The organism is Rhodanobacter sp. FW106-PBR-R2A-2-24, from assembly GCF_058789615.1.
In genome coordinates this window covers 2,519,980-2,532,420 of record NZ_JBYTBV010000002.1, presented here as the reverse complement: position 1 = coordinate 2,532,420, position 12,441 = coordinate 2,519,980, and the positions used below count along the sequence as shown (strand labels likewise).

The 12,441-nt window shown below is 71.0% G+C and carries 8 protein-coding genes; 3 read left to right on the top strand and 5 right to left on the bottom strand.

Annotation, left to right across the window (positions count from 1 at the left end):
- Positions 1-142: 142 nt before the first annotated feature.
- The 4 genes from AC3WQA_RS12665 to rsgA form a co-directional block, all read right to left on the bottom strand.
- Entirely contained in the window at positions 143-2,425 is a 2,283-nt protein-coding gene (locus tag AC3WQA_RS12665) for an NADP-dependent malic enzyme (protein WP_492675398.1), read from the bottom strand.
- 80 nt (positions 2,426-2,505) lie between these two features.
- Positions 2,506-3,765, bottom strand: coding sequence for a peptidase MATCAP family protein (locus tag AC3WQA_RS12660; protein ID WP_492675397.1), 1,260 nt, complete (start codon positions 3,763-3,765; stop codon positions 2,506-2,508).
- Positions 3,762-3,950, bottom strand: a complete 189-nt coding sequence (locus tag AC3WQA_RS12655) for a hypothetical protein (protein WP_492675396.1) — start codon at positions 3,948-3,950, stop codon at positions 3,762-3,764. Before AC3WQA_RS12655 ends, AC3WQA_RS12660 begins: the two co-directional genes overlap by 4 nt.
- Before the next feature lie 7 nt (positions 3,951-3,957).
- Positions 3,958-5,013 (bottom strand): ribosome small subunit-dependent GTPase A, encoded by a 1,056-nt coding sequence (gene rsgA, locus AC3WQA_RS12650; RefSeq protein ID WP_492675395.1) that lies wholly within the window; start codon positions 5,011-5,013, stop codon positions 3,958-3,960.
- A gap of 145 nt (positions 5,014-5,158) precedes the next feature.
- On the opposite strand from rsgA, the gene AC3WQA_RS12645 reads away from it, so the two are divergent.
- Together AC3WQA_RS12645 and AC3WQA_RS12640 are read left to right on the top strand one after the other, a co-directional pair.
- The gene (locus AC3WQA_RS12645; protein WP_492675394.1) at positions 5,159-6,397 is read left to right on the top strand and encodes an aminotransferase class I/II-fold pyridoxal phosphate-dependent enzyme; all 1,239 of its coding nucleotides are present in this window, start codon (positions 5,159-5,161) and stop codon (positions 6,395-6,397) included.
- 135 nt (positions 6,398-6,532) lie between these two features.
- On the top strand, positions 6,533-7,153 hold the full coding sequence (locus AC3WQA_RS12640; protein ID WP_492675393.1) for an SGNH/GDSL hydrolase family protein: 621 nt from the start codon (positions 6,533-6,535) through the stop codon (positions 7,151-7,153).
- Between the two features lie 124 nt (positions 7,154-7,277).
- Here AC3WQA_RS12640 and glnE read toward each other — a convergent pair whose 3' ends face one another.
- Entirely contained in the window at positions 7,278-10,121 is a 2,844-nt protein-coding gene (gene glnE / locus AC3WQA_RS12635) for a bifunctional [glutamate--ammonia ligase]-adenylyl-L-tyrosine phosphorylase/[glutamate--ammonia-ligase] adenylyltransferase (protein WP_492675392.1), read from the bottom strand.
- Between the two features lie 315 nt (positions 10,122-10,436).
- Here glnE and AC3WQA_RS12630 point away from each other — a divergent pair, with 315 nt between their 5' ends.
- A complete protein-coding gene (locus tag AC3WQA_RS12630; RefSeq protein ID WP_492675391.1) occupies positions 10,437-12,335 on the top strand; it encodes an LTA synthase family protein in 1,899 nt (632 codons plus the stop codon).
- Positions 12,336-12,441: the final 106 nt, after the last annotated feature.

The following is a 12,441-nucleotide window of genomic DNA, read 5'->3' as shown; positions in this document are numbered from 1 at the left end:
AAACGCGAAGCCCGGCCACGGCTGGCCGGACGCGCGTCGGTCACACAAGTGACGGGTTCACGCCGGCACGCCCGGATCCGCGCCAGGCACGCCGATGAAAAATTCCGCACGACGCGGAATTTTCATCGGCGCCGAATCCCCCTCACTTCCCCTGCGCTGCCCGGATCTGCGCGTCCACCGCCGCGATGGCGGTCATGTTGACCACGCGGCGCACGCTGGAGGCCGTGGTGATGATGTGGGCGGGCTTGTCCAGACCCATCAGGATCGGGCCGATGGCGACGCCGTCGGTCATCACGCGCACGATGTTGTAGACAATGTTGGCGGCGTCGAGGTTGGGCATCACGAACAGGTTGGCGCGGCCCGAGAGCGTGGTGCCGGGGAAGATGCGCTTGCGCAGCATCTCGTCCCAGGCGGTGTCGGCCTGCATCTCGCCATCCATCTCAAGCTTGGGCACGCGTGCCTGGAGGATCTCGCGCACCTTGCGCATCTTGGCGGCGCTGGCGTTGTCGTGGCTGCCGTAGTTGGAGTGCGACAGCAGCGCCACCTTGGGCTCGATGCCGAACAGCTTGAGCCGGTAGCTGGCCTGCATGGTGGCTTCGGCGATCTGCTCGGCCGTGGGGTCGAGCTGCACGTGGGTGTCGAGGAAGAACCAGGTGCCCTTGTCGTTGATGACGCCGGTCATCGCCGAGGTGCACTGGATGCCGGGCGCGAGGTTGAACACGCTGCGCACGTAGCCGAGTTTCTTGTGGTAGCGGCCCACCAGGCCGCAGATCATCGCGTCGGCCTCACCGCGCTTGACCATCATCGCGGCGATCAAGGTGGGGCGCGAGCGCAGCAGGTTCTTGGCCGCGTCGGGGGTCACCCCGCGCCGCTCGGTCATGGCGTGGTACTGCTGCCAGTAGTCGTTGAAGCGCGGGTCGTCGAGGATGTTGGTGAGCTCGAAATCCACGCCGGGACGCAGGCGCAGGCCCAGCCGCTGGATGCGCTTGTCGATCACCTCGGGGCGACCGATCAGCACCGGCCGCGCCAGCTTGTAGTCGACCACGGTCTGCACCGCGCGCAGCACGGTTTCCTCTTCGCCCTCGGCGTACACCACGCGCTTCAGGTCGGCGCGGGCGCGGTCGTACACCGGCTTCATGATGAGGCCGGTGCGGTAGATGAACTGGCCGAGTTTTTCCTTGTAGGCGTCCATGTCCACGATCGGGCGCGCGGCCACGCCGGAGTCCATCGCCGCCTGCGCCACCGCCGGCGCCAGCATCACCAACAGGCGGCGGTCGAACGGGCGCGGGATGAGGTAGTCGGCGCCGAAGGTGGGCACCTCGCCGCCGTAGGCGCTGCCCAGGTCGGAGGCTTCCATGCGCGCCAGCTCGGCGATGGCGCGCACGCAGGCGGTCTTCATCGCTTCGTTGATGACGGTGGCGCCCACGTCCAGCGCACCACGGAAGATGTAGGGGAAGCACAGCGCGTTGTTGACCTGGTTCGGATAGTCCGAGCGGCCGGTGGCGATGATGCAGTCCGGGCGCACCCGCTTCGCGTCCTCCGGCAGGATCTCCGGGTTGGGGTTGGCCAGCGCGAGGATGATCGGCCGCGCGGCCATGCCGGCCACCATCTCGGGCTTCAGGATGCCGCCGGCAGAGAGGCCGAGGAACACGTCGGCGCCGGCCACGATCTCGGTCAGCGTGCGCTTGTCGGTGGCGCGCGCGTAGCGCGCCTTGTCCGGATCGAGGTTGGCGCGGCCGGCGTGGATCACGCCCTCGCGGTCGAAGGCGAGGATGTTGCCGGGCTGCACGCCCAGCGCCACCAGCATGTCCAGGCAGGCGATGCCGGCCGCGCCGGCGCCGGTGGTGGCCACCTTCACCGTGGCGATGTCCTTGCCGACCACGGCGAGCGCGTTGAGCACGGCGGCGCCGACGATGATGGCGGTGCCGTGCTGGTCGTCGTGGAACACCGGGATCTTCATCCGCTCGCGCAGCTTGCGCTCCACGATGAAGCACTCCGGCGCCTTGATGTCTTCCAGGTTGATGCCGCCGAAGGTGGGCTCCATCGCGGCGATGATCTCCACCAGCTTGTCCGGGTCGCGTTCGTTGAGCTCGATGTCGAACACGTCCACGCCGGCGAACTTCTGGAACAGCACGCCCTTGCCTTCCATCACCGGCTTGCCGGCGAGCGGGCCGATGTCGCCCAGGCCCAGCACGGCGGTGCCGTTGGTGATGACGGCGACGAGGTTACCGCGCGCGGTCATTTCGCTGGCCGCGTTGGCGTCCTCCACGATGGCCTCGCAGGCGTAGGCCACGCCGGGCGAATAGGCCAGCGACAGGTCGCGTTGGGTCAGCAGCGCGGTGGTCGGCGCCACCTTGATCTTGCCTGGACGCGGCAGGCGGTGGTACTCGAGCGCGGCGTGGCGCAGGTCTTCGGAATCGGCCATGGGGATGGGGCTTTTGCAGTGGAAAGGGGCCGCGGGGCGGCTTGCCCGGATGGTATCACCGCGACATGTACGCCAGCCGTTCAAACCAGCTCGTCGGGGTGCACCTTGCCCATGCGGATGCCGTTGATGAACACCGAGAACGCCAGCTTGCCGGCCAGCCCGTGCACCTGCCGCATCCACGGCGGCAGGTAGCGCGGCGGGGCCAGCGCGCCGCTGGCGAAATGCGGCGCGAACGCCACCACATCCTGCAGGGTGAGCTTGCCGGCGAACAGGTAACGCAGCAGTTCCAGCCGGCGTTCCTTCAGCGCCCAGCGGAAGAAGGTGTGCACGTTGAGCAGGCCGGAGAGGTACACGTTGTCCTTGGCGAAGGCCGCGCCGCCGGTGACCGGCACGCCACGGAACACGCGCTGGGTGGAATGGAAACTGTCGGCCACGCTCTGCCCCTGCTCGACAAAGAACCGGTACACCTCGATGAAATCGGCGCCGGCGAGCGCCCTCTCGATGGCGAGGATGCGCAGGCTGATGCGCTTCAGGCGCGCGATGTCGATGGCGCCGCTCATCAGCTCGGCGAACACCGCCAACCCTTCCTGCGTGGCGGTGACCCGCGGCGAGGTGCGCGCCAGCGAGGCCAGCACCGGCTGCGCGCGGCCGTTGAGCGCGGTGAGCGTGTGCACCAGCGCCTCGTGCGCGAGCAACTGGTGGCGATCGTAATCGGTGAAGCTGGCGCCGCCGCGCAGGCGGATGCGGCTGGCGCCGGCAGCGGCCTTGGCGGTGAGTTCGGGATCAACCTCCACCTTCACCTGCCCCGCGCCGAAGAAGGCATCGAGCTTGGCCGTCAGTTCGTCGCGCAAGGCTTCGGCGGTGACGCCCTCCTCGGCGGCATCGCCGTCGAGATCGGCGCCCAGCTCGTCGGCCAGTTCAACGAAATAGCGCGCCGCATCGGTATTGCTGCGCGCGCTGCCGGGGATCGCATCGCCCGGCCGGCCGTACAGCAGGATGGACGGCTCGGTGACGCCGGCGGTGCCCACCGCCTGCAGCATTTCCGCGGCAATGCGCCACGACTGCGCGGTGCAGCCGAGGTAGGCCGCCAGCGCATCGCTGCCCGACTGCGACACCTCGCGTTCGATCTCGTCCAGTTCGCGGCAGGCATCGCCCAGCGCGGGGCGCACGTAATCCAGCTGCGGCAGGCTGAAACGCCCCTGCGTGTATTCGGCGATCAACCGATCTTCCAGCGAGGCGGGCCAGGCCACCGTGGGCAGGATGCGGATGGGCCTGATCGCGGCCAGCAGGCGCCGATCCAGCGCGGCGTAGTGCTTGAGATCGAGGGCGGACGGGTTCATCGCGGCGGCCCGCGCCGCTGTCGCCGCGCCAGCGCCGCCACCACGGCCGGCATCAGCGCCGCCGGTACCACGACCAGCAGCAGGCCATCGCGATGGGCGACCTCGCGCCAGGCGCCGTAGAGCACGAGCCCGGCCAGCAACAGCATCACCAGGCTGATCCCGCCATCGCGGGGCCGCACCGACATGGCCATCTCAATCCCTCTCGCGCGATCCGCGCGGCGCGTGTGGGCGCTCGGCCGGGCGGGCGCCGCGCTGGCGACGCAGCTTCGCCTCCAGCGTGGCGGCCTGTTCCTCGCGCTCATCGCGCAGCTTCAGATAATTGCGCCAGCGCTCGGGCGACAGCTCGCCGCTGTCCAGCGCGGTCTGCACCGCGCAGCCGGGTTCGCTGCCGTGGCCGCAATCGGCGAAGCGGCAGGCGACGGCCAGTTCATCGATGTCGGCGAAGAGATCCAGGTTTTCCTCGCCGGTGAGTTTGAGCTCGCGCATGCCGGGCGTGTCGATCAGGCAGCCGCCGCTGGGCAGCATGAGCAGGGCGCGATGCGTGGTGGTGTGGCGGCCACGGCTGTCGCGACTGCGCACCGCACCGGTGGCCATGCGATCCACCCCCAGCAGGCAGTTGGTGAGGGTGGATTTGCCGGCGCCGGAGGAACCCACCAGCACCGCGCTGTCGCCGGGCTGCAGGTAGGCGGCCAGCTGCGCCACGCTCACCGCATCCTTGCTGTTCAGCGCATGCACCGGGGTGCCGGGCTGCAGCCGCGCGCGCAGCTCGGCCACACGCGCGGCGGCGTCGTCGTGCAGATCGGCCTTGCTCAGCAGCACCACCGGTTGCGCGCCGGAGCCTTCGATCAGCGAGAGGTAGCGCTCGATGCGCGCGGGGTTGTAGTCACCGTCCAGCCCGGTGAGCACCAGCACGTAATCGATGTTGGCGGCGATCAGCTGGCGCGCGTAGCGCTCGCCCGCGGCGGCGCGCGACAGCACGCTGCGGCGCGGCAGCACGGCGACGATATGCGGCGGCTTGCCCGGCTCGATTTCCACGAAGTCGCCCACCGCCGGGCGCTCGCCGGGGTCGAGGCTGCGCTTGAGGAACTGCCCGGCCGGCTGCGCGCCGAAGCTTTCGACCCCGTCGTGCAGCTCGTAGCCGGCACGGTGCTGGGCCACCACGCGCGCCACGCGACGGCCGTCTTCCGGCAAGGCATCGCCGCGCCAGCCGATGCGGCGCAAACGCAGAAGGATCTCGGCTTCGCTCATGGACGGGGATTCCGCGGGGCTGGGGCGGATTATGCCCTGCCCCGAAATTGCCCGCGCAACGCCCGCTGACCGACTCGCGCTGCACCGCACAACGCTGCTAGGATCGACGGCGTGCCGGCGGTGGCGCCGGTTTGAGGATTCCGTGGTGGCTTCGATCAAACCCAGCGCGCACCTGGCCGATGTGCGCTACGAAATCCGTGGTGCCCTGACCCGACGCGCCCGTGAGCTGGAAGCGGCCGGTCGCGACATCATCAAGCTCAACATCGGCAACCCCGGTCGCTACGGCTTCCAGACGCCGGCCCACCTGCGCGAGGCGATCGCCACCCACTTGCCCGAGAGCGAGGCCTACGGCCACGAGCAGGGGCTGGAGGCCGCGCGGGAAGCCATCGCGGCGCAGCAACACGCACGCGGCGCGCGCCACGTGGCGGCGGAGCGCATCTTCATCGGCAACGGCGTCAGCGAGTTGATCGACCTCAGCCTGCGCGCCCTGCTGCAGCCCGGCGACGAGGTGCTGCTGCCCAGCCCCGACTATCCGCTATGGAGCGCCGCCACCATCCTGAATGGCGGCGCGCCGCGCTACTACCGCTGCAGCGCGGACAACGACCATCTGCCCGACCCCGACGAGATCGAGGCACTGGTTACCCCGCGCACCCGCGCGCTGGTGCTCATCAACCCCAACAACCCCACCGGTGCGGTGTACCCGCGTGAGCTCCTGGAGCGCATCGTGTCGGTGGCCGCGCGCCACGGCCTGCTGCTGCTCGCCGACGAGATCTACGACGAAATCCTCTACGGCGAAGCCCGCTTCCAGCCGCTGGCCGAGGTGGCCGGCGAGCTGACCTGCGTGAGCTTCGGCGGCCTCTCCAAGGTGCACCGCGCCTGCGGCTACCGGGTCGGCTGGATGAGCCTGTCCGGCACCCCCGCGCGCAGCACCGAGTACCGCGACGCGCTGCAGTTGCTGGCCGCGCTGCGCCTGTGCGCCAACGTCACCGCGCAGTGGGCGGTGATCCCCGCGCTGGCCGACGCCCCCACCATCACCGCGCTCACCGCGCCGGGCGGCCGCCTGCACGAGGCGCGCCGCGCCGTGCTCGACGGCGTGGCCGCCAGCGACTACCTCGACGTGGTGGCGCCCGGCGGCGCGCTGTACGCCTTCCCGCAGGTGCGCGCCGACCGCATCGCGCGCTTTGACGACGAAGCCTTCGCACTGCGCCTGCTGGAAGAGGAAGCCGTGCTGGTGGTGCCCGGCACCAGCTTCAACGTGCAGGACAGCCGCCACCTGCGCCTCACCCTGCTGCCGCCGCCGGCGCAGCTGCGCGAGGTGTTCGTGCGCATGGAACGCGTACTGGCCGGCCTCGCCGCCGAACAGCCGCGCCGCGCCGTGGCCTGATGCGCAAAGCCCCTCTCCCGCCGGGAGAGGGGCTGGGGTAAGGGTTCGGTTTCCCGTGCACTACGCCCCACCTCGTACCCTCATCCGGCCCGGTGGGCCACCTTCTCCCAATGGGAGAAGGACAAGGAGCCGGCCATGCCATTGACTTACCTCGCCCTGGGCGACTCCTACACCATCGGCGAGGGCGTGCCCGCCGCAGGCCGCTGGCCGGTGCAGCTCGCCGCCCGGCTGCGCGATGAAGGCGTGCCGCTGGCCGCGCCCACGATCCTCGCCACCACCGGCTGGACCACCGACGAGCTGTCCGCGGCGATGGATGCGGCGACCTTCTCACCGCCCTACGCGCTGGTGAGCCTCCTGATCGGCGTGAACAACCAGTACCGCGGCCGCGACGAAGACGAGTACCGGACGACATTCGGCGCCCTGCTCGCGCGCGCCGTCGCGCTGGCCGGCGGACGCGCCGGGCACGTGGTGGTGGTGTCGATTCCCGACTGGGGCGTCACCCGCTTCGCGCACGAAGGCGGCCGCGACCGCGCCGCCATCGCGGCGGCGCTGGATCGCCACAACGCCATCGCCCACGCCGCCACGCGGGCCGCCGGCGCGGCCTTCGTCGACATCACCGACCTGTCGCGCGCATGGCCCGACGAGCTGGCCGCCGACGGTTTGCATCCCGACGCGCGCCAGTACGCACGCTGGGCCGCACGCCTCGCGCCGGCGGTGCGCGCCGCGCTGGCAGACAGGGTGATGCCATCCCCGTAGAACCGGTGAGGCATGCCGCATCCTGCGGGATGCTTTATCCCGGCGTCCGGCACCTGTCCACGCGCACCGGGGCGGATCGGTCACCGGCGTGGCCGGGCTGGGCGCCTGAAAAATTCACTCGCCTTCACTCAAAGGCATAGCCCAGCGCACGCGTCACCGCGGTCACGCGCGCGGCGAGCGCCTCCAGTTCCGTATCGCGCGCGGCCACCCGCGAGCGCGCATCCAGCGTGCAGGTGAGCGCGCGGTGCAGCAGCCCGGCATGCGCGGCGGCCAGCGTCCCGGCCTGCGCGGGGGCGAGCAGGCCGGCTTCGCGGCAGGCGGTGAGCAGGGCCACGTTGGCGGTGGCATCCAGCAGGGCCGGATGCTGGGCGGCATGCGCCAGCGCCAGCCCCTGCAGGGCGAATTCGATATCGAGCAGGCCGCCCACGCCCTGCTTCAGGTCGAACTGGCGCGCGTCGGAGCGGTCACGCTCGGCGCGCCAGCGCCGGCGCATCTGGCTCACCTCGTCGCGCACCCGCGCGACCTCGCGCGGCACGCCGAGAATGTCGCGGCGCACCGCCACCAGCGCTTCGCCCAGCTGCGCATCGCCCGCCACCGGGCGGGCACGCAGCAAGGCCTGGTGCTCCCACGTCCACGCACGGCTGCGCTGGTAGGCGATGAAGGCATCGAGGCTGCCCACCAGGAGCCCCTTGGAGCCATCCGGGCGCAGCCGCGTATCCACCTCGTACAGGTGCCCGGCGCGGGTGGGCACGGTGAGCCAGTTCATCACCCGCTGGGCGAGGCGCTGGTACCAGCGCACGCCTTCGATGGGGCGCGCGCCGTCGCTCATTTGCCGCGCGCGCTCGCCGTCGTAGACGAACACCAGGTCGACGTCGGAGCTGAAACCCAGCTCGGCGCCGCCCAGGCTGCCATAGCCCAGCACCGCGAAGCCCGAGCCCTCGCCCGGCAGCCGTCCGTGCTGCGCGGCCAGCTCGCGTTCGGCAAGCTGGGTCACCGCGCCCACCACCGACTCGGCCAGCGCGGCCAGCCGGCGCGCAGTGGCCGCGGCATCGGCGCGGCCGTCGTTGAAGGCCAGCCCCAGCCGGAACGCGGTGGAGGACTGGAACTCGTTGATGCGCTCCAGCTCGGCCTCGGCGCCGCGTTCGTCCAGCGCGGCCAGCACGCGCGCGATCTCGGCGGCGATGTCCGCGCGCTTGAGCGGCAATTGGTCGATACGCGGATCGAGCACGTCGTCCAGCAGCAGCGGCTGCGCGATCACCCGCGCGGCCAGCAACGCGCTGCCGGCGAACAACGCGGCCAGGCGCTTGCGCGCGGCGGGCTGCTCTTCCAGCAGGGCCAGGTAGGATGAACGCCGCGCCACTGCCTGCACCAGCTGGCACAACCGCAACAGGCACGGCTGCGGCGCCGCGCTGCCGCGCGCGGCGGCGATCAGTTGCGGCACCAGGCGATCCAGCCGCTCGCGCGAGCGCGCCGACATCGCGCGCACCGCGCCGCCCTGCGGCAGCTTGACCAGCGCGTCGCGCGCCGCTTCGCCGGGGCGGAAGCCGCTGGCCTCCAGCGTACCGGCCTCCAGCGTCTGCGCGCAGGCCGCCTGCCACAGCGCCGCGTCGGCCGCCGGCACCTGCGCGCCGCGCCCGCCATGCGGCATCAGCACGGCGGCAAATTCAGCCGCAACGATTTCGCGATGCCGCGCCAGCGCCTCGCCCAGCGGCTCCCACGCCGCCCAGCCCAGTCCCACCGCGAGGCGCTCGCGGCTGAGCGCATCGTCGGGGATGTCGTGTGTCTGTGCATCGCGCAGCATCTGCACGCGGTTCTCCAGCCGGCGCAGGAACACGTAGGCCTCGCGCAGCGCCTTGCCGCGCACGGCCGGGATGTGGCCGCGCGCCTCGCAGGCGGTGAGCGCGGCCAGCAAGCCGCGCACGCGCAAGCTGGGCTCGCGCCCGCCGCGGATCAGCTGCACCAGCTGCACGATGAACTCGATCTCGCGGATGCCGCCGGAGCCCAGCTTGAGGTTGTCCGAAAGATCCTTGCGCGCCACTTCCGCATCGATCAGAGCCTTCATCTCGCGCAACCCGGCGAAGGCGGTGTAGTCGAGATACTTGCGATAGACGAAGGGCCGCAGCAGCTCCGACAGCTGCTTGCCGGCGCCGCGATCACCGGCCACCGGGCGCGCCTTGATCCACGCATAACGCTCCCAATCGCGGCCCTCGTGCTGGTAGTACTGCTCCATCGCGGCGAACGACAGCGCAAGGCGCCCGGCGTTGCCGAACGGGCGCAGGCGCAGGTCGACGCGCGCGCAGATGCCGTCCACCGTGGGCTCGTGCAGCAGGCGCACCAGTTGCCGACCCAGCCGCACGAAGTATTCGCCGTTGTCGAGGCTGCGCGCGACGTCGCTCTGCCCGCCCTGCGGGTAGGCCAGCACCAGGTCGATATCGGAGGAAAAATTGAGCTCCGCGCCGCCCAGCTTGCCGAAGCCCACCACCACCAGGTGCTGCGGCTCGCCCTCCGCGCTGCGCGCCACGCCATAGCGCGCCGCCAGCGCGCGTTCGCTCCAGCCCAGCGCAGACTCCAGCAGCACCTCGTACAGCACGCTGGTGGCGGAGAGGGTTTCGGGCAACTCGTCCAGCCCGTTCACATCGCGAAACACCAGCCGCAGCGCCTCGGCATGGCGAAAACGACGCAACGCCGCCAGCGCCAGCGCCTCGTCCCCGGGCAGCTTGAGCGCCTCGACGCGAGCGGCGGCATCGGCGTTGGAACGCAGCCGCTCCAGACCCGCAGGCGACAACAGCGCCGGTTGCGCGCGCCAGGCCTCGAAGGCGAAATCGCTGGCCAGCAGCGTGCGGCGGATGCGCTCAGCCACGCCGGCGTCGTCGTGCAGCGGCACGCCGGCGGCACGGCAGCGCTTGGCTAGCTCGGCATAGCGGTCGTCGACCAGGGCGCGCAGCGCGGGGGATTCGTGGACAGGCATCGCCGCATTGTGCCGCATCGCGGTGGGCGGGCTGCCATACGAATGCCCGCGGTTCATGTCGGCCCGGTTAGCTTGGTTGACGTTGTCATGACCGTGGCATGACTCTTTAGTGTCGCGTCCCGGTCGCGCATCTGCGTTCGTCCCGAGCGTGGCCTGCGTTGGCAGGCGGGGCGAAGCGCCGTGGCGTGGTGCTCCTCGACTCTGGCGCGGCGCACCTTCGCCCAGGGTGCGCGGGAAATGCCAAGCCGAGGCCCGACGCCCATCAAGTTCAAAGAAGCACCACCACCGAGCCTTGCCCTTACGACTCCGCACGCCATGCCCCACGAACCCGCCGCCCCGCCTCGCCGCCATCCCGCCCTGCGTCCGGCCCTGATCGCCGTGGCGACGCTCGTCTTCGTGCTCGCCACCGGCCTCATCGACGGGGGCGAGGGCGTGCTGCCGCTGCGCCTCATCGACCAGGCGCGCTTCCCGCTCGCCAACGCGCTGCCTGGCCTGCTGCTGGCCGGCTTGCTGCTGGTGGCCACGCGGCGGCTGGCGCTGTCTGCCGGCATCGCCCTGCTGTTCGAGGGGCTGATCTACGGCGTCAACACGCTCAAGGTGGCCAACCTCGGCACGCCGTTGCTGCCGGCGGATTTCCGCATGGTGGGGCAGCTGCGGCGCGGCGGCTTCCATCTGCTGGCCGGCTACCTGCCCGCCAGCCCATGGCCGTACTTCGCCATGCTGGCCGGCGTGATCGTGCTAATCGTGGCGTGGCGGCTTGAGCCGCCGCTGCTGCCCCGCCGCACGCGCGGCAAGCGGCTGGCCGCCGGCACCGCGCTGGCCCTGCTGCTGGGCAGCCTGATCGGCGGCGTCAGCTTCTGGGGCGCGCTCTACAACGGCCGGGTGCTGTGGCTGGAGCCGTGGTCGGCCGCCGCCACCCGCCTGCACGCCGGCCTCCTCAGCGAGCTGGTGATGTTCCGCCTGCAGAGCGCGCAAGCCAGACCCAAACCCGACCGTATCGCCGTCGAGCGCCTGCTGGCCAGCCAGGCGCCCGCTTTGCGGCAGGCGCTGCAGCGGCCCAATGCCAGCACTCTGCCCGACATCGTGGTGGTGCAGAGCGAATCCTTCTTCGACCCCCGCATCATGCGCGGCTACGCGCACAGCGAGCTCACCCCCAACCTGCACCAGCTCGCGCAGCATGGGGTCAGCGGAGCGCTGCACGTGCCTACCTTCGGCGGCGGCACCATCCGCACCGAGTTCGAGGTGCTCACCGGACTGTCGCTGCGCTACTTCGACAACCTGCAGTTCCCCTACCTGCAGATGAACCACAAGGAAGTGCCCAGCCTCGTGCACACGCTGGCCGCGCACGGTTACGACACCATCGCCCTGCACGGCAACGACCCCGCCTTCTGGAACCGCACCACCGCCTTCAAGGCGCTGGGCTTCCGGCACTTCGTGTCGCGCGCCGCCTTCCCGCCCGATGCCGCCATCGACGGCAAATACATGACCGACAGCGCCATGACCGACGCCATCATGGCCCAGCTGAAGGACGGTGGCCCGCCGCAATTCCTCTTCGCCATCAGCATCGAGGCGCACGGCCCCTACGACGTGGAGCCGAAGGACAGCGCCGCGCGCGACGCCATCGCCGTGCCGGCCGGCATCGAAGGCAAGGACAAGCAGGAGCTGCAGAACTACCTCTACCACATGCAACACGCCGATCAGGAACTCGGCCGCCTCGCCGCCCTGCTCGCCAAACGCGCGCGGCCCACCCTGCTGCTGTTCTACGGCGACCACCTGCCCGGGCTCGCCGACAGCTACCGCATCGATGGCTTCGTCGATGGACAGGACATGCTGGCGCAGGCCGGCACCTGGCTGCTGGTCGATCCGCGCGCCACCGGCCACGCCGTGCATGAAGACACCGCCGCCTGGCTGCTGCCCGGCCAACTGCTCGATGCCGCCGGCATCCACGACGATCCCTATTTCGCACTCACCGAGCTGGTCGGCCCGCAGCTCGCGGCGCTCACCCGCGCCCCCGGCGCCCCCCGCCCCGTCGACTACCCCGCGCTGCACCCGCTCGACCAGAGCATGGCCAGCGCCAGCCAGTTGCGCATAGCGCGCAAGCTGGAGCCGCTGCTGGCGAAGGCCACGGAAACCGCCGCCAACGCGCACCTGGCACATGTGGCACCGGCACCAGCGGCAGCGCCTGGCGCGACAGGGGCAATGCGGGCGCAGTGACGGCACGGTTGCGAAGTGCCGGCGCGCGGGCTTGCCGCCTCGGGTGCCGCCGATGCCATTTGGCCGCGCCGCGACAGTTTCCTTGGGGCGGGTGTAGTTGGAACTT

Coding starts and splice junctions, on each gene's coding strand:
- rsgA (WP_492675395.1), bottom strand. CDS start 5,013: ATGAGCGAAGCCGAGATCCTTCTGCGTTTGCGCCGCATCGGCTGGCGC.
- AC3WQA_RS12630 (WP_492675391.1), top strand. CDS start 10,437: ATGCCCCACGAACCCGCCGCCCCGCCTCGCCGCCATCCCGCCCTGCGT.
- AC3WQA_RS12655 (WP_492675396.1), bottom strand. CDS start 3,950: ATGTCGGTGCGGCCCCGCGATGGCGGGATCAGCCTGGTGATGCTGTTG.
- AC3WQA_RS12665 (WP_492675398.1), bottom strand. CDS start 2,425: ATGGCCGATTCCGAAGACCTGCGCCACGCCGCGCTCGAGTACCACCGC.
- AC3WQA_RS12640 (WP_492675393.1), top strand. CDS start 6,533: ATGCCATTGACTTACCTCGCCCTGGGCGACTCCTACACCATCGGCGAG.
- glnE (WP_492675392.1), bottom strand. CDS start 10,121: ATGCCTGTCCACGAATCCCCCGCGCTGCGCGCCCTGGTCGACGACCGC.
- AC3WQA_RS12660 (WP_492675397.1), bottom strand. CDS start 3,765: ATGAACCCGTCCGCCCTCGATCTCAAGCACTACGCCGCGCTGGATCGG.